We start from the raw sequence: 23793 nt of genomic DNA, 5'->3' as shown, positions 1-23793 counted from the left end.
GTTTGGCGAGGTGACGCGCACCACGCGCCCCGGGCCGCACGGGCAGAAACACCCGCCCCAGCACCCCTCGTCGGTGGAATTTCCCCTTCCGCACGGGTGCGCGGCCCCCGCGCGGCAAGATCATCTTCGTTCAACCTTGCACGACATAAGGGGAATTGCCCGGATCACAGCCAACCGCCTCGCGTGGATTTCTCCCGGTAGTGGGCGGGCCGATAGGTATGCGGAGTCATCAACCCGATCCACCCAGGAGGTCCGCATGCCGGAACTCAGCCGTCGCAGCGCGCTCACCGCCGCGGCCGTCCTCGCCGCCGGCGCGGGGACGTTGTCAGCCGTCACCCCGGCCTCGGCCGCCGGGCACCACGACACACCCGGAAGCTTCGACGAGGTCTACAAGGGCCGCCGGATACAGGGCCGGCCGGCCTCGGGGTCCGGTCACCACGGCCATCACGGCGCGGGATACACCGTGTTCGTCGACGGGGTCGAGCTGCATGTGATGCGCAACGCCGACGGCAGCTGGATCAGTGTCGTCAGCCACTACGACCCGGTGGCCACCCCGCGCGCCGCCGCCCGCGCGGCGGTGGACGAGCTGCAGGGCGCGCCCCTGCTGCCCTTCCCCGCCAACTGACCCGCACCGCACGGTATCTGGAGCACCCGCACATGGCTGTCCGCAAGAACCAGTCCACCCTGACCGCCGACGAGAAGCGGCGTTTCGTCGCCGCGCTGCTGGAGCTGAAGCGCAGCGGCCGCTACGACGAGTTCGTCACGACGCACAACGCGTTCATCGTCTCCGACACCGACAACGGCGAGCGCACCGGGCACCGCTCACCGTCCTTCCTGCCCTGGCACCGAAGATTCCTGCTGGAGTTCGAGCGGGCGCTGCAGTCGGTGGACGCGTCGGTGACGCTGCCGTACTGGGACTGGACCGTCGACCGTACGCCGCGCGCCTCGCTGTGGGCGCCCGACTTCCTCGGCGGTACCGGCCGGGAGCGGGACGGCCGGGTGACGGACGGGCCGTTCTCCGCGTCCGGCGGGAACTGGCCGGTCACCGTGCGGGTCGACAGCCGTACGTTCCTGCGGCGCTCCCTCGGCTCCGGGACGCGCGAGCTGCCGACGCGGGCCGACGTCGAGTCGGTGCTGTCGATGTCCACGTACGACATGGCGCCCTGGAACAGCGGCTCGGACGGTTTCCGCAACCACCTCGAGGGGTGGCGGGGCGTCAACCTGCACAACCGCGTCCACGTCTGGGTCGGTGGTCAGATGGCCACCGGGGTGTCCCCCAACGACCCGGTGTTCTGGCTGCACCACGCCTTCATAGACAAGCTGTGGGCCGAGTGGCAGCGCCGGCACCCCGACTCGGGCTATCTGCCGGTCGCGGGCACGCCCAACGTCATCGACCTCAACGAGACGATGCGGCCGTGGCACGACATGACCCCGGCGGACCTGCTGGACCACACGCCGCACTACACCTTCGACGTCTGAACCTTCGACGTCTGACGCATCCGATTCAGACGCCCGCGCCCGCGCGGCACTCGGGGTGGCCCCAGCCGCTGTCGTTCTTGGCGATGGGCTCGCCGGCCGCGTAGGAACGGCCGCACTGGCACCGGCCGGGGAACTTCGCCTTGATGGTGCGGGTGGAGCCCTTTGCAGCCGCGGTCTTGGCGCCGCGGGCGGCGCCGCCGCGCGGGCGGGAGCGCGGCGCCTTGGCGGGGGTGTCCGGGGCGGGCGGCGGCTCGGGGGAACCGAGGCCGCTGCCCGCGGGCTCCTGGACGGTGGCGGCCTGGCTGGCGGCTCGGTCGGCGAAGTCGTTGAGCTTGTCGCCGTCGACCTGGTGGGCGGGAACGTAACGGAACTCGACCGAGCGGCCGTCCAGGAGTTCGTCGATGCGCACGACGAGTTCCTGGTTGGCGACGGGCTTGCCGGCGGCGGTCTTCCAGCCGTTGCGCTTCCAGCCGGGCAGCCAGGTGGTGACGGCCTTCATCGCGTACTGCGAGTCCATCCGGATCTCCAGCGGCACGTCCGGCTCGGTCGCCGCCAGCAGGCGCTCCAGCGCGGTGAGTTCGGCGACGTTGTTGGTGGCCTTGCCGAGCGGCCCCGCCTCCCACCGCCGCGGTGTCTCGGAAGCGTCGGCGACGACCCAGGCCCAGCCGGCGGGCCCGGGATTTCCCTTCGAAGCCCCGTCACACGCGGCCACTACACGTTCACGCATGCGCTCGATCATGCCATGCCCGCGGGGCCGTCCGGCCGGGAGGTGCGAGGGGCCTAGGGCACGTCGGTCAGTGGCGGCATCTCGCCCTCGGTCGTCGTGGTGTCGATCACGGAGAAGTTCGCGCCCTGGGGGTCGCTGATCGCCGCGAACCGGCCGAAGGGAGTGGTCATCGGGCCGAACCGCAGCACTCCGCCGAGCTTCGTGGCCCTCGCCACGGCCGCGTCGCAATCGTCGACCCCGAAGTAGACATTGACGTACGGCTGCACCTCGGGCGGGAAATCCTCGCCCATCCTCATCCGGCCCAGCACGGAGCGCTCGCCCAGGTCGTAGACCCGGAAGTCCGTCTCGCCGTCCGGCATGTCCCGCTGCCGGTAGGAGAACACGGCGGGGAAGAACGCGTCGGACTTCTCCGGCTCGCGGGTGAAGACCTCCGCCCAGGTGTAGGCGCCCGGCTCGGCCATCGCCTGGAAGCCCTCGTGGGTGCCCGCCTGCCAGACGCCGAAGACGACGCCGCCGGGGTCGCGGGCCAGGCACATGGTGCCGAAGTCGGCGACCTGCATCGGCTCCATCAGCACCTCGCCGCCGTGGTCCCGGATCCTGGCCGCGGTGGCGGCGGCGTCCTGGGAGGCGAGGTAGAGGCACCACTGCGAGAGGCCTTCCTGGCCGGGCATGGGCGGGACGACGGCCGCGACCGCCTTGCCGTTCGCGGATGCCTCCGTGTAGTTGCCGAACTCCGTGGAGGACTCGGCGAAGGTCCAGCCGAGGACCTCGCCGTAGAAGCTCTTGGCCCCTTCCAGGTCGCTGAACATCGCGTCGGCCCAGCAGGGGGTTCCTTCGGGTTGCACGGCCATGGCTGCGGCCCTCTCCGGATGACTGGATCTGAGTGAGGTACGAGGGGAATAGTCCGTTTCCTCACGCTAGCCATCCGGGAGCCCGCTCGCGCGTCGAGCGGGGCGTCCCGCGGCGGGCGTCTTCCCTCCGGCGCCCGGCTGTGCTTGCCTGAGTGCCCTTTCGGTGGCCGGGGCGGGAGTTGCCGTATGCGCAAGCCGTGGGTCGTGGGGGTACTGCTGGCCGGGATGCTCCTCGGCGGGTGCGGGGATCCCGCGTCCGCACCCGAGGATCCGGCACCGGCCGCGCCACGCGCCTCGGCGACCACCCACCAGCGCGCCCCCGCCTCCCCCGTCCCGCAGCCGCGGAAGGCGCCCACGGTGCTGCACCTCGGCGACTCGCTGGCGATGGAGGGCCAGAAGGTCCTGGGCCAGGAGTTGCGCCGGGACCTGAGGGCGAAGTACACCAGCGCCCCGTACTCCGGCACCACCCTGTGCGACTACCTGGAGGGCACGGCCGACCGTTCCCTGGTGCCGGCCTCGGACAAGGCCGCCGCGCTGGTGCGCAGACTGCGGCCCGACGTCGTGGTCCTGCAGTTCTGGGGGAACTCCTGGGGCTACACACCGTGCATGGACGGCATCACCCACGACAAGTCCCCGGCCCGGTACTTCCGCCGCTACGCCGCCGACGCGCTGCGGCTCACCGAGCAGATCGCCGCGGCCGGGGGCCGCGGCCGCCCGAGGATCGTCTGGGTGTCGCAGGGCCCGGATCCCCTCACCCCCGACCGGATCCGGCGGGTCAACGCGCTCTACGAGGAGCGGGCCGCCGCCTCGGGGGACCTCGTGGCGGACGCCGGGAAGGCCGTGAGCCCGGCCGGCGGCCGGTACACCTGGACGCAGTCGCTGCCGTGCACGGCGTACGAGCGTGCCCACCGCGGCCTGTGCACCCAGCCCGGCCGCGACCGCACGGCCCTGCACCGTGACGACGACCCTCTGCACTTTTGCCTGGCTCCCACCACCAGCAGGCCGAAACCCTGCCCGGTCCGCTCCCCCGGGATCCTGCGCCTGGCCCGGGAGGTCACCAAAACCGTTCGACAGGCGGCGCGTTGACCGCTCGAATGGGCGCCATGTGTGCGGTGCGAATGCATGAGGACGAAGTGGCCGTCGACGCCGCGCTGGTCGGCGGGCTGATCGCGGAGCAGTTCCCGCAGTGGGCCGGGCTGCCGCTGCGCCGGGTGGAGTCCTCCGGGACGGAGAACGCCCTGTTCCGCCTCGGCGCGGACAAGGTCGTACGGCTCCCCCGGCACCCGAGAGCCGTGGACGCCATCACCCACGAACTGCGCTGGCTGCCCCGGCTGGCCCCCGCGCTGCCCGCCGCCTCCCCCGAGCCCCTCGGACGGGGCGAGCCGGACGGGCGCTTCCCCTGGCCCTGGTCGGTGTACGGCTGGCTGGACGGCCGCAACCCGGTGCCCGGTGCGCTCGACGACCCCGTGCGGCTCGCGCAGGACCTGGCGGCGTACGTCACGGCCCTGCGCGGGATCGACGCGTCAGAAGGTCCGCCGGGGTACCGGGGGGCGCCGCTGGCGGGCCGGGACCCGTCCGTGCGTGAGGCGCTCACGCAGCTGGCGGGGCGGGTCGACACCGCCGCGGTGACGAAGGCGTGGGAGGCCGCCCTGCGCGCCCCGGAGCACTCCGGGCCGCCGATGTGGGCTCACGGCGATCTGATGGCGGGGAACCTCCTGGTCACGGGCGGTCGGCTCAGCGCGGTGATCGACTTCGGCACGGTGGGGGTCGGCGATCCCGCCGTCGACCTCATCGGCGCCTGGTGTGTGCTGCCCGCCGGGGCCCGCGGTGTCCTGCGCGAGGCCGTGGGGGCCGGTGAGGCCGAGTGGGCCCGGGCCCGGGGCTGGGCCCTGTCGATCGCGGTCATCGCCCTGCCGTACTACTGGGACACGAACCCGCCGGTCGCGGAGAACTCCCGGCATGCGATCGGGGAGATCCTGACCGAGGCGGGATAGGGGCGGCAGGCGGGTCCGCCCCTCGTCACCGGGGCATGTCACTCGCCCGCGTACGCCTTCTCCAGGGCCGCGATGTCGAACTTGCTCATCGCCATGAACGCCTGGGTGACGCGGGCCGCCTTCGCGGGGTCCGGGTCGGTGATCATCGCGTCCAGCCGGTCCGGGACGACCTGCCAGGACACGCCGAACCGGTCCTTGAGCCAGCCGCACGGGCCAGGCTCGCCGCCGTTCTCGGTGAGCTTGGCCCAGTAGTAGTCGATCTCCTCCTGGTTCTCGCAGAAGAGCATGAAGGAGGTGGCCTCGGAGAACGTGAACTCGGGGCCGCCGTTGAGGCCGAGGAAGCGGTGCCCGTTGGCCGTGAACTCGACGGTCATCACGGTACCGGCGGCCTGGGGCGCGCCCTCGGGGTAGCGCGCGATCTTGCCGACGCTGGAGTTCTTGAAGACCGAGACGTAGAAATGGGCGGCCTCCTCGGCCTGGCCGTCGAACCAGAGACACGTGGTGAAACCGTCGGTGGTCATGAGTCCTCCTGAAGGAGCGGAACGCTGTCACCACTGTCGACCGGCCGGGCCCCCGGAACTCATCGGTCGGGCGGCCGGCGAATTCAGGTGGCCGCTACACCGTTCGGAACTAGGCTCGCGGCCATGACGTCCACGCCCGCCGACAGCGGCATCCGTCCCTTCCGCATCGATGTACCGCAGCGCGACCTCGACGACCTGCGCGACCGTCTCGACCGGGCCCGGTGGCCCGACGAGCTGCCCGGCGTGGGCTGGACCTACGGCGTTCCCTCCGGCTATCTGCGCGAGCTGGTGCGGTACTGGCGGCACGACTACGACTGGCGGGCCGCCGAGGCGCGGCTGAACGCCTGGCCGCAGTTCACCACCGAGATCGACGGCGCGCGGGTGCACTTCGCGCACATCCGCTCCCCCGAGCCCGATGCCACCCCGCTGATCATCACGCACGGCTGGCCGGGGTCGATCGTCGAATTCTCCGACATCGTGGGGCCGCTCACCGACCCGGGCGCCCACGGCGGCGATCCGGCCGACGCCTTCCACGTGGTGCTGCCGGGCATCCCCGGCTTCGGGTTCTCCGGCCCCACCCGGGAGACCGGCTGGGAGGCGCGCCGGATCGCCGACGCCTGGGCCGAGCTGATGACACGCCTCGGCTACGAGAGGTTCGGCGCCCAGGGCGGTGACTGGGGTGCGGCCATCTCCCGCGAACTGGGCCGCGTCCACCCCGGCCGGGTCGTCGGCGTCCACCTCAATCTGCTGCCCGGAGCGCAGGCGGCCACCGAGCCGACCGCCGAGGAACTGGAGGCGCTGAGCCCCGCGGAGCGCGAGCGCACGCTCGACTCGTGGCGACGGTGGCGGGAATGGTCCCGCGACGGCACGGGCTACTTCCATGTGCAGTCCACCCGGCCGCAGACCCTGTCCTACGCGCTCACGGACTCCCCGGTGGGGCAACTCGCCTGGATCGTCGAGAAGTTCCAGGAGTGGACGGACTCCGGGGAGGTGCCCGAGGAAGCCGTCGACCGGGATCTGATGCTCACGAACGTGATGTTGTACTGGCTGACGGGCACGGCGGGTTCGTCCGCCCGGGTCTACTACGAGCGCGCCCACGCCCGGGGCGAGCGGATCGCCGCCCCGCAGGATCCCTCCACCGCACCGACCGGGGTGGCGTCCTTCTCCGGCGACCCCCAGATCCCGCTGCGCCACAAGGCGGAGCGGACGGAGAACATCGTCCACTGGACGGAGTTCGACCACGGCGGGCACTTCGCGGCGATGGAGAAGCCGGACCTGCTGGTCGGTGATGTGCGGGCGTTCTTCCGCCGGTTGCGCGAGAAGGGCTGAGCGCTCGGGCTCTGCCGGTAGCGGATCTGCCGAGGGCAGAGAAACCGCTCGCGGGCATCGTCCCGGGTCAACAGTGGAGTCGACGGCACATCCCGCCACCACGAGGAGAACCCATGACTCCACTCGGCACGCTCACTCCACGCGCCGAGGAGGGCGACGCCCCGGCGACGCGCCTCGACGACCACCTCGCCGCCCAACTCCTGGGACAGCGCATCGTGTTCCTCGGCACCGAGGTCACCGAGGCCTCCGCCAACCGGGTCTGCGCCCAGTTGCTCCTGCTGTCGGCGGAGGACCCGCGGACCGACATCAGCCTGTACATCAACAGCCCCGGCGGGTCGGTGTACGCGGGCCTGGCCATCTACGACACGATGCGTCTGATCCCCAACGACGTCTCGACGCTCGCCATGGGGTTCGCGGCGAGCATGGGCCAGTTCCTGCTCTGCGGCGGCACCCCGGGCAAGCGCTACGCCCTGCCGAACGCGCGGATCATGATGCACCAGGGGTCCGCGGGCATCGGCGGCACCACCGCCGACATCGAGATCCAGGCGGAGAACCTGGAGCACAGCAAGCGGACCATGGAACAGCTCCTGGCCGAGAACACGGGCCAGACCCCGGAGACCATCGCCCGGGACGGCGACCGCGACCGCTGGTTCACGGCCGAGGAGGCCAAGGAGTACGGCATGGTGGACCGGGTCCTTCAGTCCCTCACGGACGTCCGCCCGGCCGCCTCGAAGCGACGGATGGGGCTGTGACATGGGGAACTACACGATTCCGTACGTCGTCGAGCGGACCGCGAACGGCGAGCGCTCCTCCGATGTCTTCAGCCGTCTGCTGTCCGAGCGGATCATCTTCCTCGGCACCGAGATCGACGACGGCGTCGCCAACGTCGTGATCGCGCAGCTCCTCCACCTGGAGTCGGCGGCACCGGAGAACGAGATCGCGATCTACATCAACTCCCCCGGTGGCTCGTTCACTTCGCTGATGGCGATCTACGACACCATGACGTACGTGCAGGCGCCGATCTCCACGTTCTGCGTGGGCCAGGCGGCGTCGACGGCGGCCGTGCTGCTGGCCGGCGGTGATCCTGGGCGGCGGTTCGTCCTGGAGCACGCGCGCGTGCTGCTCGGTCAGCCCGCCTCGGGCGGCAGCCGGGGCGCCATCTCCGACCTCACCATCCAGGCCAAGGAGATGGTCCGGATCCGCGCCCAGGTCGAGGAGGTGCTGGCCCGGCACACCCACCACGACATCGCGACGCTGCGCGCGGACATGGACCGCGACAAGGTGTTCACCGCCGAGGAGGCGGTGGCGTACGGGCTGGCCGACGAGGTGGTGAGCCGACGCCTGGTGCGGGTCTGAGGCGCCGGCTCGGCGCCCTCAGGCAGCCAGGCACATCCCGTCGTACGACGCACCGGTCCTGGCACGGGTCGCGCGGCCGCCGCCTTGCACCTGGCGGCTGGTGAGCCGGACCAGTTCGCCCTGCGCCCGCGACAGCAGGTCGCCGAGGTCCAGCCCGAGGGCGTGGGCGGCGGCCGCGAGGACCTCCGAGGAGGCCTCCTTGCGGCCGCGCTCCACCTCCGAGAGGTAGGGCATGGAGATCCGCGCCGCGTCGGCGACGTCCTTCAACGTCCGCTCCTGGGCGAGGCGTTCACGGCGAAGGACGTCACCCACCAGGTCCCGCCACAGCGGCTCCTTCGCGGCGGGGGCCGGTGGCGCCTGGCGCGGCGGTGCGCCTGTGGGGCGCGCACCGTGCGGGCGCAGGGGGATGACTCGGGCATCGTTCGGCAGGTGGTTGCTCACTGCTCCAGCCTAGGAATCCGGGCCGCCGGGGGAAGGGTCCGGCGTTCCGCCCTGGGTGGAATCACCCGGCATACGAGAAGGAAGGGGCACTCGGTCTGATTTCACCCAGGGCGCAATCGGCGGGCATGGTGCGCGTCAGCCCGGGTACTCGCAACCCGGGAGTACCTATGCAGCTGTCCGCCGTGACGTTCGTGGGAGAGGTAATGGAGACCGCCGTGATCCGGTCGAAGGCACAGGTCGTCGAGGGAAACACCGACGCCGACGCGGGTGACGGAGCACTGCCGGGCGTCGTGGACCCGAGGTCCGTGGCCCCGCGGGACGCGAGGCAGCTGTCCCGCCAGTTCTTCCAGCGCCTGACGGAGCTCGAAGAGGGAACGCACGAGTACCAGTACGCGCGCAACACCCTGATCGAGATGAACATGTCGCTCGTGCGGTTCGCGGCGGGCCGGTTCCGGGGCCGCGGCGACGACATGGAGGACATCGTCCAGACCGGCATGATCGGCCTGATCAAGGCCATCGACCGGTTCGAGCTGTCCCGCGAGGTCGAGTTCACGTCGTTCGCGCTGCCGTACATCGTCGGCGAGATCAAGCGGTTCTTCCGGGACACCACGTGGGCTGTGCATGTGCCGCGACGCCTCCAGGAGCTGCGCGTGGAGCTGGCCAAGGCCCGCGAGGAGCTCGCCAGCCGACTGGATCGCGAGCCGACGGTCGCGGAGCTCGCGACCCTGATGAACATCTCCGAGCGCGAGGTCGTGGAGGGGCAGATCGCGGCGAACGGGTACAACTCGTCGTCGCTGGACGCCGCGCTCACCGGCGACGGCCCGGAGGGCGGCGAGGCGGTTCTGGCCGACTTCATCGGCGTGGAGGAGGACGGGCTGCGGCTCGTCGAGGACTTCCACTCGCTGGCGCCCCTCATGGCGGAGCTGAGCGAGCGCGACCGGCAGATCATCCACATGCGGTTCGTCGAAGAGGCCACCCAGGCGGAGATCGGCGAGCGGCTCGGCTGCTCACAGATGCACGTCTCCCGCCTGATCAAGCGGATCATCACGCGCCTGCGCGAGGGCATGCTGGGCGAGATGGGCTGCGCCTGACACCCTCGCCGGGCGGTGGGTGCCGTCCTCCCCCGGGAGCGGGGCGGCACCCGGGGCGCGCGAGGGTGGGTCAGCCCTGGTTCGTGCCGGAGAGCGGCAGTACGGCGCGTACGCGCTTGCCCACCGGCACCCGTTCCACGCTGACCTGCTCGGCGAGCGCGTGGACGATCTCCAGGCCGTGGCGGCCGATGCGCTCGGGGTCGCGCGGGAAGATGCGGGGCAGTGCGGAGCTGCTGTCGTAGACCGACACCGTCACCGCGGCGTCGGTGCCGACCAGCTCCAGGATGTACGGCCCGTTGCTGTGCCGGTCGGCGTTGGTGATCAGCTCGCTGACCACCAGCAGCACGGCGCCGTCGACCCGCTCGTCGATCCGGGCGCACCACTCGGTCCTGAGCTGGTCGAGAAAGAGCGCGGCGAAGGACCGCGCCTCGGCGATGCAGCCCTGCTCGCCCGTGTAGTGGGCCGCCCGCCGCAGCGGTTCCACGGGCACGTCGAAACCAGTCGTTATCACTGCCCCGTCCAGGTGGTCGATCATCTTCTTCTCTCTGGGAAGCCGGACTGGCCGGACGCTCTGCACCAGTGCTCGTACCCCGGGCCCGGCTGCACAGTCCTGACAGATTCTCTCCCATGCGATGCCGCGGGCATTGTCCACCCTCGGGCGGGGCACCCGGAAGCCATCAGGGCCGGCCGAGGGCGGCCGGGCCGGATCACCGGAGGTGAGCGGTGGCCTGGTGGACATGGCTGGTCGTGGTGATCGCGGCGCTCGCCGCCGTCGTGGCGGTGACGCTCGCCGTGCAGGCGGGCCGGCGGTCGGGGACCGTCATCGCGGTCCGGCGCCGCCCTGGCGGAAAGGGCCTGCGATGAACGAGTTGCTGGCCGCACGCAGTCTGACGACGCTGCCGGTGGTCACCCTGGGCGGTGATGCCGTCGCCCAGATCAAGGACACCGTCTTCGACTCCGCCGCCGGGCGGATCACCGGCTTCACGCTCAGCGGCCGGGGTCTGCTGTCCGGCCCGCTGAAACAGAGTCTGCCCTGGTCGGGGGTGCATGCCCTGGGCCCGTACGCGGTCATGGTCCGGGACGCCCGCGCGCTGGAGGACACCTCGGTGGTGGTGGCACGGCGTGAGGCACAGCAGGGGCGGGTGCTGCACGCCACGGTGCTCACCGACGAGGGCGCCGAGGTCGGCACGGTGCTCGACGTGATCGTCGAGAGCGGTACCAGCGGCCGGGTCGTGGGCTTCCGGATCGCCGCGGGCAAGGCGCTGGTGCAGGGTTCCAGACGCCGCAGGCACCGGGTGTACGTGCCGCGCGGCGAGACGCTCGCCGTCTCCGGCCGCGCCCTGGTCATCCCGGCGGACGCCACCAGCTTCGTCGCCGACGACCTGCCCGCATTCGTCGCCCGGGTCGACGCCTTCCGGGCCGGGCGGGAGGGGACGGCGTCGTGATGCTGTTCTCCGAGGCGCGGGGTCTGCCGGTGCTGACGCTGACCGAGGCGGAGGAGGTCGGCGCGGTGAGGTCGCTGACGGTGGACGCGGTGTCCGGTGTGATCACCCACGTCCGGATACGGGGCCGCCACTCCCGCAAGGAGACCGTGCTGGCCTGGGGCGCCCTGCACGCCCTCGGCCCGGACGCGGTGCTGGTCCGCACGACCGCCGAACCGGCCGAGGTGCCACCGCACCACGAGTTGCCGGGCCTCAGGATCCTCACCGAGACGGGCGACACGCTCGGCATCGTCCGGGACGTCGCGTTCGAGCCGGGCACGGGCCGGGTCGAGGCGGTCGTCACCGCCCACGGTGACCTGCCGGCCGACCGGCTGCTCGGGCTCGGCGACTACGCCTTGGTGGTCCGGGCCGCCTGAGCCTCGTCGCGCCGGTCCGCCGGGTCAGGAGGCCGGCGGCTGTTCGGTGGTGCCGCCGCCGGTGTCACCCCCGGAGTCGCCGCCGGTGTCACCTCCGGTGTTGTTGTCGGGCGGCGGCTGCTGGGTGTCGGACGACGGCGGCTCGTCCGTCGTCGGCCCCGAGGTGTCCGAGTCCGAGGTCGGCGGTTCGCTCGTGGGCGGTTGCGACGACGTCGGGTCGTTCGGCTTCGTGGGGGTGGTGACGCTCGCCGAGGGGGAGGGCTTGTCGGGCTTCTTGGTCTTCTTGTCCTTGTCGCCGGTGTCCCCCGCCTCGCGCTTGAACCACTCGCCGTCGGGTTCGCACATCACGAACTCGTCGACCGGCCGCGGAGCGGGCGTCACCATGACGACGTTCGACGACTTGTACCCCGGCCACGGGTCGCCGGTCGTCTTCGGCGCGCTCTGCTGGGCTACCGGCGGGGACAGCGGGTTGCCGCACGCGCAGCGCACCCGGGGCACGCCCCGGTCGTCGACCAGGACGGCCGTACCGGCCTGCAGGACTGCCTGGTAGCTGGTGGCGGCGCCGTTCTTGTACCCGTGGTTGGTGACGCGGGTGTCCATGCGCAGTTGCACGGGCGTCAGCGAGCGCAGGTAGGCCGGGACCTCGTTCGGCTGGACGCGGACGACCGAGGCGAACGCGCGCTCTTTGTCCGGGGCGTCCTCGAAGTACTTGATCTGCTTCTCCACGTCGCAGCTGGCGACGTTGCGGGTGCCGCCGTACAGGCCGGGCGCGTCGCCGTTCACCCCCCGCACGGCGTTCTGCGGGGCCGATTCGGTGTCCCCCGAGGGCGTGACCGGGGAGGCGGAGCTGTCCTCCCGGGCCGTCGACTCGGTGAACTCGTCCGGTCCGGTGTCGGCGGCGGGCTGGAGGAAGATCTCGCCGCTGGACGTGCTGGTGCCGGCGTCGGACGCGCCGGTGCCGCCGTTGTCGGGCCGGGACAGCACCACGGCCAGGACCACGGCGGCCACCACGGCGGTGGCCATGATCGCGACACGGGGCACGGACCCCCACCACGGCCGGCGGGGCTCAGGCTCCTTTCCGCCCCCGCCCCCGCCGCTCGGCGGTTCGGAGGGCGGGCCGCCGCCCGAGGGAGGCTGGGACGGGCCCGACAGCGGGCCCGAGGGAGGTCCTGTGGGGCGGCCGGACGACGGTGGATCGACGCTCACGAGCTCTTCTCCCGCGTGGGTTCTCTGCGGCCTTCACACAGCCTGGGTGATTCATACCGGTGTATGCCGCTTTTTCCACTACGAGTTCATTGTGTGCCCCGGTCCCGTGCGCCCCGCAAGCCGACGCGGACGGACCTCTCCGGCGGGCGCCCGCCCCAGGGGCTGCTTAGCGTGACACCGTGAGTTCGCGCACCCCCTCCGGCCAGGCACGCACCTCCGGCGAGCGGGCCGTCGCCCGCCACGGCTGGGCGCATGCCCTCGTCACGGTGCTCGGCGGGCTGCTCGCCATGGCGGTGGTGTCCGCCCTGGGTCTGTGGGCGGCCGGGGCGTCGGACCTTCCGGACGGTTCGTTCCCCTCCGTCGTCGCGGCCACGATGGTCACCGCGGTCGGCGGCACGGTGAAACTCGCCGGGGGCGCCGGTGACCTCGCCGAGACGCGTGCGGGTCTGACGGTGATCCCCTTGTCGGTCACGCTCACCGGGGCGCTGGTGATCGCCTGGGGGTTCCTGCGTCCGCTGCGGCACCGCGCGGTGGCCGGTGCGACGGAGCTGGCCGGCTGGGCCGGGCGAGTGGCGGCGCTGTGGCTGCTCGCGCTGATCGGTCTGACGCTCGCGGCCCGTCACACCTTCGAGATCTCCCTCGGGGACGACACGCTCGGTGAGCTCGGCGACCTGTTCGGCGCCTCGCCGAAGGTCGGTTTCACCACCGACGTCCCGCTGTCCGTGTTCGTCGGCCTGGTGTGGCTGGCCGGTGTGCTGGTGCTGGCGCTGCTGGTGTCGCGCGGTGCTCCGCTGCCCGCGGGGCTGCTGCGCTTCCAGGCGTCGGTGCGGCCGGCCGCGTACGCGATGGTCGCGCTGCTGCTGGCCTGCGTCGCCATCGGCGTGGTCGTCGCCCTGATCGTCGCGGCGACCGAGGGACACGCGCGGGAGACGTTCGCGGTGATCCTGCTCGGCCTGCCGAACCTGGTGTGGATGGCGCTGACGATCGGGCTCGGCGCCACCTGGAACGGGCGGGTGGAGGGGCCGTTCGGGCTGCCCATGCCGCATGTTCTCGACGAGGTGCTGCGTACCCCGGACATCTCCGAGGTCAATCTGCGGACCCTCGCCGAGCAGGACGGCCGGGTGTGGTGGCTGCTGGTCGTCGACGTCGTGCTGCTGCTGGCCGCCGCGTTCGTGATGGCGGCCCGGACACCGGCCCGGGTGCGGGCCTGGCAGCACGCGGTGCACATGGCGGTCGCCCTCGTGCTCACGGTGTTCATGATCTGCCTCGTCGGCCGCATCTCCGCGCACTACGGCCTGTCCGTGCTGGGCATCGGCGATCTGGGCGGTGGCCTCGCGGGCAAGCTGTTCCTCAGGCCGAAGCTGTGGGGCGCCGTCGGTCTGGCCGTTCCCTGGGGGCTGGTGACCGGGTTCGCCGGGGCGCTGCTGGCGCGGCACGTACGGCGGCGCGGTGAGGTGCGCGCCGACGGGGAGAACTGACGCCCGTTCCGGGGCCGCCACGCTACGTCCGCCGCACGAAGACCGGTTCGGCCCAGCGCGGCGGCGGCTTGGGCCGCTCCTCCCCCGTGCCCCCCAGGGGCCGGTCGACCCGCGTGGGCTTCCTCGTGCCCTCGGCCCCGCCGGTCGTCGCGGCGCGCAGGGCGGCGACGAAGGCGAGGCAGGACGGGTACCGGTCGTCGGGGCTCTTGGCGAGGGCCTGGGCGAAGACGGGGTCGACCCGCGGGTCGAGGTCGGGCCGCTCCCCGGTCAGCGGCGGTGCCTCGTCGTACTGGTGGGCCCAGAGCAGGGCCATGTCGTCGTCGCGGACGAACGGCGGGTGGCCGGCCAGGGTCTCGAAGACGACGCAGGCGAACCCGTACACGTCGCAGCGGGCGTCGACCGGCTTGCCGGAGATCTGCTCGGGGGCGACGTAGTCCAGCGTGCCGACGAACTGACCGACCGTGGTGAAGCCGGTGAGGGACAGCGACTTCTTCGTCAGGCCGAAGTCGGTGAGGTAGACGTGCTCGGGGTGGTCGCTGTCGGTGCCGCGGGAGACCAGGATGTTGCCGGGCTTGACGTCCCGATGGACCAGTCCGTGGTCGTGGGCCGCGTCGAGCGCGGAGGCGACCTGGGCGGCGACCCGCAGCGCGGTGACGGGCGGCATCGGGCCCTCGCGGTCCAGGACGTGCCGCAGGTCGCTGCCGGCGACGTACCGCATCGCGATGTACAGCACGCCGTCCGTCTCCCCGGCCTCGAACACCGGCACGATGTGGGGGTGGTCGATCGCCGCGGCGGCCCGTGACTCGTGGGTGAAGCGACGGCGGAAGGTGTCGTTGCGGGCGAGTTCGGGGGCGAGCAGCTTCAGGGCGACGGTGCGTTCCAGGCGCAGGTCCCGGGCCCGGTAGACGACGGCCATGCCGCCACGCCCGATCTCCTGCTCGATCCGGTACCCGGCGATCTGCTGCCCCACCAGCTCGGAGGGCCGCCCGGAGAACAGACTCGTCTCCCGGTTCAACGTCCGTCACCCTCGGGCGGAACGACACGGGTGCGCTCGGGCGCATCGGGCCCCACCGCGCGTGTGGGCTCGGGCGCGTCGGGCGCGACCACCCGCGTGGGCTCCGGGCCATCGGGCGCGACCACCCGCGTGGGCTCGGGAGCCTCGGGCGACACGACCCTCGTCGCCTCCGGGGCGTCGGGGGACACGACGCGAGTGGGCTCGGGAGCCTCGGGCGTGACGGGCTCAGGCCCGTCGGGCCCCACCACCCGCGTGGGCTCGGGAGCCTCGGGAGGTGCTGCCTGTTCAGGATCAGGGCCGTCCGGAGTCACCACCCGGGTCGGCTCCGGAGTCACCACCCGGGTCGGCTCCGGGGCCGCGAGCGCATCGTCCTCCGGTTCGGGCGCCTCCGGTGGCACCACCCGCGTCGGTCCCGCCGGTGCGCTCCGGGCGGACGGGGGCGGGTCGGCCGGGCCCTCGGGGGGCACCACGCGGGTGGGTGGGTGCGCGGCGGGGTCGGCCGGGCGGGACCGCGCCTCCGCGGCCGGTGTCTCGTCCGTCGCGTACGTGGTCATCCGGCTGCCGTCGGAGTAGACCCAGTGCTCGTGGGCGGCGTCGTAGAGCCAGACGGACTCGCCGTCGACGACCACGCCGATCCGCGTGCCGTGGGTGCGGCTGCGGAACGACTCACGGTCGAGGCCACCCGCGAGGTCCTCCATCGCGGAGCGGTAGCGCGCCAGGGCCTCCTGCGCCCGGCCCAGCAGCGGCCGCGGATCGGCGGCGCGGGTGAGGGGCCCGTCCGCGGCGGGCGGATCCTGCGGTACGGCGACCAGCCGGCGGCCGTCGACCCAGGCCGACCAGCCGTTGAAGCACAGCACGTGCCCCCAGTCGCCCTGCCGCTCCAGGAGCTGCACCGGCAGCAGGGGGTCGAGGTCCACCGTGGGCCGGGCCGGGTCGGGGGCCTCCCAGGCGGGCATCCCGTGCTGCGGGACGACGTGCGTGGGCCGGAAGCCGGGGGTCGTCATCGGCGCTCCCTACTTCCGCATGACGGCCGGTTCGTGCCGCCGCAGCATGCGGGAGACCAGGAACCCGAAGAGCACCGACAGCACGACCAGCATCCCCATGTCCAGCAGCCAGGTCCCCGCCGAGTGCTCGAACAGCGGGTCCTTGGTCAGGTCGTCGGGCACGATCCGGCCCAGTCCGACCGTGCCGGCCATCCCGGCCAGTGCCCAGCGCGCCGGCACCAGCCAGCCCAGCTGCTCCAGTCCGGGTGTGTCGGCCAGCTTCAGCAGGGCCCCGCAGAACACGACTTGGACGATGGCGATGAGCACGAGCAGCGGCATCGTCACCTCTTCCTTGCGCACCAGCGCCGAGACGAGCAGGCCGAGCATCATCGCCGTGAACGCGAGCAGGGCGACGGCGACCGTGATCTCCACCAGCGGTGGCATCAGCACGCCTTCGCCGCCCGGTGCGTTGAGGTCCACGCCGAACAGGGCGACCAGGGTCAGCACCACCGCCTGGAGCACGGTGATGACGCCCAGGACGATGACCTTGGACATCAGGTACGCCGATCTGGACAGGCCCACCGCCCGTTCCCGCTGGTAGATCACGCGTTCCTTGACGAGTTCACGGACGGCGTTGGCGGCCCCGGTGAGCACCGCGCCGACGCACAGGATGAGCAGCGCGTTCATCGCCGTGTCGAGGGTCAGTTTGCCGCCCGCCAGGGCGCGGGCCATCGCGCCCATCACGAACGGCAGGGCGATCATGATGATCAGGAAGGTGCGGTCGGCGCTGAGCGCGGCCGCGTACCGGCGGACCAGCGTGCCGAGTTGGGCAGCCCGGCTGCGCGGCCGGGGCGGAGCGGCGATGACGACGGGCTCGGACCGGGGCTGCCGGGGCTGCGCGCTGGCGTCGGTCACGTACCGGCCGTGGAAGGGCGAGGAGAGGTACTCCCCAGCCCAGTCCCGGTCGGTGTCCCGGTCGAAGGCCTCGAAGGCCTCCGGCCACTCCTCGAAGCCGAAGTACGGCAGGGCGTCCTCGGGCGGCCCGTAGTAGGCGATCTTCCCGCCGGGCGCGAGCACGAGGAGCCGGTCGCACACGTCGAGGCTGAGCACGCTGTGGGTGACGACGATGACGGTCCGGCCGTCGTCGGCGAGGCCGCGCAGCATGTGCATCACCGAGCGGTCCATGCCGGGGTCGAGGCCGGAGGTCGGCTCGTCGAGGAACAGCAGTGACGGTTTCGTCAGCAGTTCCAGGGCCACGCTGACGCGCTTGCGCTGACCGCCGGACAGGCTGTGCACGGGCTGGTCGGCGCGCTGTTCCAGGCCCAGTTCGCGGATGACCTCGTCGACCCGGGCGCGCCGCTCGGCCTTGGCGGTGTCCTGCGGGAAGCGCAGTTCGGCGGCGTAGGAGAGGGCTTTGCGGACGGTCAGCTGCGCGTGCAGGATGTCGTCCTGCGGGACCAGTCCGATGCGCTGGCGCAGCTCCGCGTAGTCGCGGTAGAGGTCGCGGCCGTCGTAGAGGACGGTGCCGTGCCCCGCGGGCCGCTGTCCGGTGAGGGCGTTGAGGAGCGTGGACTTGCCGGCGCCGCTCGGCCCGACGACGGCGAGCAGGCACTTCTCCCCCACCGGGAACGACACATGGTCGAGGAGCGTCTTGCGGCCGCGGTCGACGGCGACGGCGAGGTCCTGTACGTCCAGGGAGACCTCACCGGTGTCGACGTACTCCTGGAGCTGGTCACCGACGAGGCAGAACGCCGAGTGGCCGATGCCGACGATGTCGCCCTGGCCTACCGGGGCGCTGGTGACGGGGCTGCCGTTGAGGTAGGTGCCGTTGTGGCTGCCCAGGTCGACGATCTCGTAGGTCCCGTCGTCCCGGGCGCGCAGTTCGGCGTGCCGCCGGGAGACCACCAGGTCGTCGATGACCAGGTCGTTGTCGGTGGCGCGGCCGATGCGGACGGTGCGGGAGGGCAGCGGCCGTACGGTGGTGGGCTGCCGGTAGGTGCCGGTGTGGGCCGGCATGGAGACGGCGGAGGGTCGTTCGGGGGTGCGGGCACGGGGTGCGGGGCGGCCCGTGAGGGTCATGCGCGGCCCGTCGGCCGGGTTGCCGAAGCGGATGACGCTGCCGGGTCCGACGTCCCGTTCGTGGATGCGGCGACCGTCGGCGTAGGTGCCGTTGGTGCTGTCCTCGTCCTCGATGGTCCAGTGGCCGTCCTCGGGTTTGAGCACCGCGTGGTGCCAGGAGACCCGGTCGTCGTCGATGACGATGTCGCACATCGGGTCGCGCCCCACGTGGTAGTCGCGGCCCGGAATCATCACGGTGGTGCCCGTCTCTGTCTCGAGCACGAGCTCTGGTGCTACCGAGGGTTGCGCCATGGGCAAGATTCTACCGATTTGCCCTGTTGTGCGCCTGGGCGAGCGGGGCGCCCGACCGGTGGGCGTAACAGCAGGTCAGCGGGGCGACGGACGGCAGGTCAGCCGACGGTGATCCCGACGAAGGGGGCGGCTCGCTGCATCCGCAGGGCGTCCACGGACTCGGCGAGCAGTTCGTACTCGGTGGTGTCGTCACTGGTGGCGATGCGCACCAGCCGCCCGGCCGCCAACTCCTCGGCGATCCGCTCCTGCTGGGCGGGGTCGGCGCACCAGGCGCGCAGCAGCCCGGGCACGTCGGGCACGGTGTCGACGACCGGCACGAGCGCGCCCGGCGGTAAGTGCTCGGCGTCGGGCTGCGGGTCGAGACGCTGGGCGATCCAGGAGGCACGGTCGCGCAGCCACCACAGGGCGAGGGCGAGGGTGGGGGCCCGGTAGGTTCCCAGGGGCACTCCGATGCGGCGGCCGTCGCAGACTCCGTACGCCGTGACGTGGCACAGAAACTCGTCGTGCACGAGACCCTCCCCCGTTGCCCTGCCCGTCTGCCGGCCTGGCGTCGCCCCTGCTGCGGCTCGCGTGCTGTGCGTGAGGGCGCCGTCGCTCGATGTGAAAAGCGCTCTCGCAGGTCAGTATGTTCACTACTGAATCACTGTCACCACGACTTTCCGGCCACTCTCCTGGCATATTCACACCGCGAGTTGGCCGAAACCCGGCGAGAGCCGCCGACCGCCCATGACGTCGGAGGTAATCGACCGTCCGGCGGCCCCGGGAGCAGTTCCCCGGGTTCGCGTTCCGGCTCACCGGCGCCTCGACGGGCATCACGACATCGCCGCTTCTCCTGGGAGCTGGTGAGCACCGCCGACGGTTCGGCGCCGGTCGCGGGGTCGGATGTGATCACCCTGGACGGCCAGGACCGGATCAAGCGGGGCGTGAGGCGGCGCCGCGATGAGTTCTCCGGCGTCCGGCGGTCTGCATGGGAAAGAGACCGCCGAGCACCGGAGGACGCCATGGCCGTCATGGAAGAACTGGACGCGGAGTTCACCGCCGTCCTGCGCACGAGCCCCGCCGAGGGCGGCTGGACCTATCTGGTCTGGCCCCGGTCCGTCGAGTTCTTCGGCACTCGTGGCCTGGTCAAGGTCCGCGGGACGATCGACGGCCATCCGTTCCGCAGCTCCTTCATGGCGCTGGGGGACGGCACGCACAAGCTGCCGGTGAAGAAGGACATCCGCAAGGCCATCGGCAAGCAGGAGGGCGACACCGTGACGGTACGCCTGGAGGAGCGGATCGGCTCCTAGGCGGCCGCTCACGGCCGCGAGGGGATCGGCTGCTACGCCGGTCCGCTCACGGCCGCGACGGGACCGGCTCCTACGCCGCTCCCCCCAGTGGCCGCGAAGTGGCCGCGAAGTGGCCGCGAAGTGGCCGCGAAGTGGCCGCGAAGTGGCCGCGAAGTGGCCGCGAGGCCCGGGTGGCGCCCGGGCCTCGCGGACCCGCTACCGCTTGACGAGGGCGTCGATGCGGGCCAGCTCGTCCGCGTCGAAGTCCAGGTTGCGGATGGCGCCGACGCTGTCCTCGATCTGTCGCGCGCTGCTCGCGCCGACCAGCGCCGAGGTGACCCGGCCACCGCGCAGCACCCAGGCCAGGGCCATCTGCGCCAGGGTCTGCCCGCGGGACTTCGCGATGTCGTTCAGGTCGCGCAGCCGGCCCACCAGGTCCTCGGTGAGCGCGTCGGAGTTCAGGAAGGGGCTGTCGCTCGCGGCCCGGGAGCCCTCGGGGATGCCGTCGAGGTAGCGGGCGGAGAGCACGCCCTGCTCCAGCGGGGAGAAGACGATGGAGCCGACCTGGAGCTCGTCGAGGGCGTCGAGCAGGCCCTCGTCCTCGGGGCGGCGGTCCAGCATCGAGTAGCGCGGCTGGTGGATGAGGAGCGGGGTGCCCAGTTCGCCCAGGATGCGGGCGGCCTCGCGGGTCTGCTCCGCGGAGTAGTTGGAGACGCCGACGTAGAGCGCCTTGCCCTGCTGCACCGCCGAGTGCAGGGCGCCCATGGTCTCCTCGAGCGGGGTGTCCGGGTCGGGGCGGTGCGAGTAGAAGATGTCGACGTAGTCCAGGCCCATCCGCTTCAGGCTCTGGTCCAGCGAGGACAGCACGTACTTGCGCGAGCCCCACTCGCCGTACGGGCCGGGCCACATCAGGTAGCCGGCCTTGGTGGAGATCACCAGCTCGTCGCGGTACGGCGCGAAGTCCGCCTTCAGGAACTCGCCGAGCGCGGACTCGGCGGCGCCGGGCGGCGGGCCGTAGTTGTTGGCGAGGTCGAAGTGGGTGACACCGAGGTCGAAGGCGCGGCGCAGGATGGCGCGCTGGGTCTCGACGGACCGGTCCGGGCCGAAGTTGTGCCACAGGCCGAGCGAGAGCGCGGGGAGCTTCAGACCGCTGCGTCCGGTGCGCCGGTAGGGCATGTCCGCGTAGCGGTCGGGGTGTGCGGTGTACAACGCGACTCCAGAGGGGTTGGCACGGTCGGGATGAAACCGCTGTCCACTCTGGCGTGACCTGCACCCATGCGTCCAACAGAAGAATCCGATGGAATTCAGCGGCTACGCTTCTCAGTCATGGAACTGCGCCATCTGCAGCACTTCGTCGCGGTCGCCGAGGACCAGCACTTCACCCGGGCGGCGGAACGCCTCCTGGTCTCCCAGTCGGGCCTGTCCGCGTCCATCCGGGCACTGGAGCGGGAGCTGCAGACGCCGCTGTTCGTGCGCACCACCCGCCGGGTGACGCTCACCCCGGCCGGGCGGGCGCTGCTCGGCGAGGCGGAGCGGATCCTGGCGCAGGTCCGCTCGGCCCACGAGGCGGTGGCCGCGGTGCAGGGCGTGCTGCGCGGGATGCTGGCGCTCGGGTCGGAGCAGTGCATCGCCGGGGTGCATGTGGCGGGCCTGCTGGCGGCGTTCCGGCGGAGCCACCCGGACGTGGAGATCTGTCTGCGCCAGGCGGGGTCGGGGGCCCTGGCGGAGGAGGTCGCGGCCGGCCGTCTGGACCTGGCGTTCGCCGTGCGCACCGCGCAGGAGGACACCGACCAGCTGCGGGCGGTGCCGCTGACGAGTGAGCCGATGACCGTGCTGTGCCATCCCAGTCACCGGCTCGCGGCGGCCGGGGCGGCGGTGACGCCGGAGGATCTCGGCGGTGAGGTCTTCGTCGACTTCCATCCGGACTGGGGGCCGCGGCGCACCACCGACGCGGCCTTCGCGGCGGCGGGTGTACGTCGGAGCGTCGCCCTGGAGGTCAACGACGTGCACAGTCTCCTCGACCTCGTCGACGAGGATCTCGGCATCGCCGTCGTGCCGCGGCACTTCCGGCACAAGCGCGCCTCCCTGACCGCCCTACCGGTGAAGGGCGCCGGGGACGCGGTGTACGAGACGGTGGCGCTGCTGCCGCCCGAGCAGGCGACCAGTCCGGCGGCCCGGGCGCTGATGGGCCTGCTGGAAACAGGGGGTCTGGCACCACCCCAGGAGGGTGTCCACCCCTCCTGACCCGATCCGTTCCGCACAGCAGACTCGTGACCGTTCCCGAAGGCGACGACGGTCAGGAGCAGGACCGATGACGGATCCCACACGGCGGAGCGTGCTGCGCGGCGCGGCCGCGGTCACGGCGGCCGGCGCTCTCGTCGGCACCGGCGCCGGAGCCGCTCCGGCCCTGTCGGCGCCCACGGCACCCCGCCGCTTTCCCTTCCTGGAGGGCGCGTTCGAGCCGGTCACCGAGGAGCTGACGGCCTTCGACCTGCCGGTCACCGGCCGCGTTCCGCGGGAGCTGAACGGCCGCTACCTGCGCACCGGCCCCAACGTCCTGGGTCTGGAGGACCCCCGTGCCCACCACTGGATGCTCGGCGACGGCATGGTGCACGGGGTGCGGCTGCGCGAGGGCCGGGCCGAGTGGTACCGCAACCGCTGGGTGCGCTCCTCGCAGGTGGCGAGGAAGCTGGGCGAGCCCTACCCGGGTCCCGTGCCGCCGGACGACTTCCCGTGCAACACCCATGTGATCCCGCATCGGGGGCGGATCCTCGCGCTCCAGGAGAGCGGGCCGCTGCCGTACGAACTCGACGACGAGCTGAACACCGTCGGCACCTACGACTTCCGGGGCACGCTCCAGGGGCCGCTCACCGCGCACACCAAGTTCGACGTCCGGGCCGGGGAGCTGCACGCGATCGCCTACTACCCGACCTGGGACCACGTCCGGCACCTGGTCGTCGGCCCGGCGGGCAAGGTGGTGCGGAGCACGAGGGTCCCGGTGGCGGACGCGCCGATGATCCACGACTTCGCGCTCACCGAGCACCATGTGATCATCCTCGACATGCCGGTCACCTTCGACCCGGCCGGCGCCGAGCGCGGTGACCTCGTGCCGTACGTCTGGAACGACCGGCATCCGGCACGGGTCGGTGTGATGCCCCGCAAAGGCGGCGCGGCCCGCTGGTTCGACGTCGACCCGGTCTACTACTCGCACACCCTCAACGCGTACGAGGAGGGGCACCGGATCGTTGTCGACATGACGAACTTCGACGCGCCGTTCCTCGTCGCCGGCAACGGCTCGGGCGGCCCTTACGGGGCGGGCACCCCCCGGCTCGACCGCTGGACGATCGACCTGAGGCAGGGGCGGGTGCGGACCAGGACCCTCGACGACCGCCCCCAGGAGTTCCCCCGGGTCAACGAGGCGCTGGTGTCCCGCAGACACCGGTACGGCTACTCGGCCGCGGCCGCGGAGATGTCGCTCGCCTACCAGGCGGTCGACGGCACGCCACCCGACAGGGCCTTCGCCAACGCGCTCATCAAACACGACCTGCTGCGCGGGACCTCACAGGTGCACCGGCTGCCCGCCGACGCGGCGGCGAGCGAGGCCGTGTTCGTGCCGTCCGACCCCTGCGACGGGCGGGCGGAGGAGGACGACGGTTATGCGATCGCGTATGTGCACGACCCCGACCGCGGGGCGTCGGACCTGGTGATCCTCGCGGCCCAGGACTTCACCGGGGAGCCGGTGGCCCGGATCCACCTCCCGGGCCGGGTGCCGCTGGGCTTCCACGGGAGCTGGGTTCCCGACGCGTGATCCTCGGCGGTGCGCGAT

Annotated in this window: 26 protein-coding genes and 1 pseudogene; 16 read left to right on the top strand and 11 right to left on the bottom strand. The window is 72.2% G+C overall.

The features are described from left to right. The first annotated feature begins 256 nt into the window (after positions 1-256). On the top strand, positions 257-625 hold the full coding sequence (locus ACFZDE_RS03310) for a tyrosinase family oxidase copper chaperone (RefSeq protein ID WP_391196944.1): 369 nt from the start codon (positions 257-259) through the stop codon (positions 623-625). A gap of 32 nt (positions 626-657) precedes the next feature. Further along, positions 658-1479, top strand: a complete 822-nt coding sequence (locus ACFZDE_RS03305) for a tyrosinase family protein (protein ID WP_391196942.1) — start codon at positions 658-660, stop codon at positions 1477-1479. Positions 1480-1504: 25 nt separating this feature from the next. Here ACFZDE_RS03305 and ACFZDE_RS03300 read toward each other — a convergent pair whose 3' ends face one another. Both ACFZDE_RS03300 and ACFZDE_RS03295 read right to left on the bottom strand, forming a co-directional pair. Further along, complete coding sequence (locus tag ACFZDE_RS03300; protein ID WP_391196940.1) at positions 1505-2218, bottom strand: RNase H family protein; 714 nt, start codon at positions 2216-2218, stop codon at positions 1505-1507. 41 nt (positions 2219-2259) lie between these two features. Then, positions 2260-3057, bottom strand: a complete 798-nt coding sequence (locus ACFZDE_RS03295; RefSeq protein ID WP_391196938.1) for a VOC family protein — start codon at positions 3055-3057, stop codon at positions 2260-2262. Positions 3058-3243: 186 nt separating this feature from the next. On the opposite strand from ACFZDE_RS03295, the gene ACFZDE_RS03290 reads away from it, so the two are divergent. Together ACFZDE_RS03290 and ACFZDE_RS03285 are read left to right on the top strand one after the other, a co-directional pair. Next, a complete protein-coding gene (locus tag ACFZDE_RS03290) occupies positions 3244-4143 on the top strand; it encodes an SGNH/GDSL hydrolase family protein (protein ID WP_391196936.1) in 900 nt (299 codons plus the stop codon). A 32-nt stretch (positions 4144-4175) separates the two neighbouring features. Next, complete coding sequence (locus ACFZDE_RS03285; protein WP_391196933.1) at positions 4176-5051, top strand: phosphotransferase; 876 nt, start codon at positions 4176-4178, stop codon at positions 5049-5051. A 38-nt stretch (positions 5052-5089) separates the two neighbouring features. On the opposite strand, the gene ACFZDE_RS03280 is transcribed toward ACFZDE_RS03285, so the two are convergent. Then, positions 5090-5572 carry a VOC family protein gene (locus ACFZDE_RS03280; protein ID WP_390990553.1) on the bottom strand — a complete coding sequence of 161 codons (483 nt, stop codon included), beginning with the start codon at positions 5570-5572 and terminating at the stop codon, positions 5090-5092. 123 nt (positions 5573-5695) lie between these two features. Here ACFZDE_RS03280 and ACFZDE_RS03275 point away from each other — a divergent pair, with 123 nt between their 5' ends. The 3 genes from ACFZDE_RS03275 (at position 5696) to ACFZDE_RS03265 (ending at position 8257) form a co-directional block, all read left to right on the top strand. Next, the gene (locus tag ACFZDE_RS03275) at positions 5696-6901 is read left to right on the top strand and encodes an alpha/beta fold hydrolase (protein WP_391196930.1); all 1206 of its coding nucleotides are present in this window, start codon (positions 5696-5698) and stop codon (positions 6899-6901) included. A 113-nt stretch (positions 6902-7014) separates the two neighbouring features. Further along, positions 7015-7653, top strand: coding sequence for an ATP-dependent Clp protease proteolytic subunit (locus ACFZDE_RS03270; protein WP_391196927.1), 639 nt, complete (start codon positions 7015-7017; stop codon positions 7651-7653). 1 nt (position 7654) lies between these two features. Then, positions 7655-8257 carry an ATP-dependent Clp protease proteolytic subunit gene (locus ACFZDE_RS03265; RefSeq protein WP_390990558.1) on the top strand — a complete coding sequence of 201 codons (603 nt, stop codon included), beginning with the start codon at positions 7655-7657 and terminating at the stop codon, positions 8255-8257. 18 nt (positions 8258-8275) lie between these two features. On the opposite strand, the gene ACFZDE_RS03260 is transcribed toward ACFZDE_RS03265, so the two are convergent. Continuing rightward, complete coding sequence (locus tag ACFZDE_RS03260) at positions 8276-8698, bottom strand: helix-turn-helix domain-containing protein (RefSeq protein ID WP_391196925.1); 423 nt, start codon at positions 8696-8698, stop codon at positions 8276-8278. Positions 8699-8901: 203 nt separating this feature from the next. On the opposite strand from ACFZDE_RS03260, the gene ACFZDE_RS03255 reads away from it, so the two are divergent. Continuing rightward, positions 8902-9789, top strand: a complete 888-nt coding sequence (locus ACFZDE_RS03255) for a SigB/SigF/SigG family RNA polymerase sigma factor (protein ID WP_391197451.1) — start codon at positions 8902-8904, stop codon at positions 9787-9789. A gap of 70 nt (positions 9790-9859) precedes the next feature. Here ACFZDE_RS03255 and ACFZDE_RS03250 read toward each other — a convergent pair whose 3' ends face one another. Continuing rightward, positions 9860-10324, bottom strand: a complete 465-nt coding sequence (locus tag ACFZDE_RS03250; RefSeq protein ID WP_390990564.1) for an ATP-binding protein — start codon at positions 10322-10324, stop codon at positions 9860-9862. A gap of 188 nt (positions 10325-10512) precedes the next feature. Here ACFZDE_RS03250 and ACFZDE_RS03245 point away from each other — a divergent pair, with 188 nt between their 5' ends. Genes ACFZDE_RS03245 through ACFZDE_RS03235 form a run of 3 tightly spaced genes read left to right on the top strand, consistent with a single transcriptional unit; the run spans position 10513 to position 11647 of the window. Continuing rightward, on the top strand, positions 10513-10653 hold the full coding sequence (locus ACFZDE_RS03245) for a hypothetical protein (RefSeq protein WP_221759815.1): 141 nt from the start codon (positions 10513-10515) through the stop codon (positions 10651-10653). Then, positions 10650-11234, top strand: coding sequence for a PRC-barrel domain-containing protein (locus ACFZDE_RS03240; RefSeq protein ID WP_391196921.1), 585 nt, complete (start codon positions 10650-10652; stop codon positions 11232-11234). The genes ACFZDE_RS03245 and ACFZDE_RS03240 overlap by 4 nt, the downstream gene beginning before the upstream one ends. Beyond that, positions 11231-11647 carry a PRC-barrel domain-containing protein gene (locus ACFZDE_RS03235; protein WP_391196918.1) on the top strand — a complete coding sequence of 139 codons (417 nt, stop codon included), beginning with the start codon at positions 11231-11233 and terminating at the stop codon, positions 11645-11647. The genes ACFZDE_RS03240 and ACFZDE_RS03235 overlap by 4 nt, the downstream gene beginning before the upstream one ends. A 24-nt stretch (positions 11648-11671) precedes the next feature. Here ACFZDE_RS03235 and ACFZDE_RS03230 read toward each other — a convergent pair whose 3' ends face one another. After that, the gene (locus tag ACFZDE_RS03230) at positions 11672-12688 is read right to left on the bottom strand and encodes a DUF6777 domain-containing protein (protein WP_391196916.1); all 1017 of its coding nucleotides are present in this window, start codon (positions 12686-12688) and stop codon (positions 11672-11674) included. A 344-nt stretch (positions 12689-13032) separates the two neighbouring features. On the opposite strand from ACFZDE_RS03230, the gene ACFZDE_RS03225 reads away from it, so the two are divergent. Then, complete coding sequence (locus tag ACFZDE_RS03225) at positions 13033-14331, top strand: streptophobe family protein (RefSeq protein ID WP_391196913.1); 1299 nt, start codon at positions 13033-13035, stop codon at positions 14329-14331. 22 nt (positions 14332-14353) lie between these two features. On the opposite strand, the gene ACFZDE_RS03220 is transcribed toward ACFZDE_RS03225, so the two are convergent. The 4 genes from ACFZDE_RS03220 to ACFZDE_RS03205 all read right to left on the bottom strand — a co-directional run bounded on the left by ACFZDE_RS03220 (position 14354) and on the right by ACFZDE_RS03205 (position 19208). Then, on the bottom strand, positions 14354-15346 hold the full coding sequence (locus ACFZDE_RS03220; RefSeq protein ID WP_390990576.1) for a protein kinase: 993 nt from the start codon (positions 15344-15346) through the stop codon (positions 14354-14356). Beyond that, a complete protein-coding gene (locus ACFZDE_RS03215; protein ID WP_391196910.1) occupies positions 15343-16350 on the bottom strand; it encodes a hypothetical protein in 1008 nt (335 codons plus the stop codon). Before ACFZDE_RS03215 ends, ACFZDE_RS03220 begins: the two co-directional genes overlap by 4 nt. Positions 16351-16359: 9 nt before the next feature. Next, a complete protein-coding gene (locus ACFZDE_RS03210; protein ID WP_390990581.1) occupies positions 16360-18699 on the bottom strand; it encodes an FHA domain-containing protein in 2340 nt (779 codons plus the stop codon). A 98-nt stretch (positions 18700-18797) separates the two neighbouring features. Next, on the bottom strand, positions 18798-19208 hold the full coding sequence (locus ACFZDE_RS03205) for a hypothetical protein (protein ID WP_390990583.1): 411 nt from the start codon (positions 19206-19208) through the stop codon (positions 18798-18800). A gap of 251 nt (positions 19209-19459) precedes the next feature. Between ACFZDE_RS03205 and ACFZDE_RS03200 the strand changes: the two are divergent. Together ACFZDE_RS03200 and ACFZDE_RS03195 are read left to right on the top strand one after the other, a co-directional pair. Beyond that, positions 19460-19616, top strand: a pseudogene (locus tag ACFZDE_RS03200) (nuclear transport factor 2 family protein); the annotation flags it as partial. 84 nt (positions 19617-19700) lie between these two features. Beyond that, a complete protein-coding gene (locus tag ACFZDE_RS03195) occupies positions 19701-19988 on the top strand; it encodes a DUF1905 domain-containing protein (RefSeq protein ID WP_390990587.1) in 288 nt (95 codons plus the stop codon). A gap of 195 nt (positions 19989-20183) precedes the next feature. On the opposite strand, the gene mgrA is transcribed toward ACFZDE_RS03195, so the two are convergent. Next, positions 20184-21176 (bottom strand): L-glyceraldehyde 3-phosphate reductase, encoded by a 993-nt coding sequence (gene mgrA, locus ACFZDE_RS03190; RefSeq protein WP_391196908.1) that lies wholly within the window; start codon positions 21174-21176, stop codon positions 20184-20186. Positions 21177-21293: 117 nt separating this feature from the next. Here mgrA and ACFZDE_RS03185 point away from each other — a divergent pair, with 117 nt between their 5' ends. Together ACFZDE_RS03185 and ACFZDE_RS03180 are read left to right on the top strand one after the other, a co-directional pair. Continuing rightward, positions 21294-22211, top strand: coding sequence for a LysR substrate-binding domain-containing protein (locus ACFZDE_RS03185; protein ID WP_390990592.1), 918 nt, complete (start codon positions 21294-21296; stop codon positions 22209-22211). 67 nt (positions 22212-22278) lie between these two features. After that, the gene (locus ACFZDE_RS03180) at positions 22279-23775 is read left to right on the top strand and encodes a carotenoid oxygenase family protein (RefSeq protein WP_391196906.1); all 1497 of its coding nucleotides are present in this window, start codon (positions 22279-22281) and stop codon (positions 23773-23775) included. Positions 23776-23793: the final 18 nt, after the last annotated feature.

The organism is Streptomyces sp. NPDC007929 (assembly GCF_042959065.1).
GTDB lineage: Bacteria > Actinomycetota > Actinomycetes > Streptomycetales > Streptomycetaceae > Streptomyces.
Note: the sequence above shows the minus strand (reverse complement) of the source record. Positions and strands in the feature narration are given on the sequence as shown.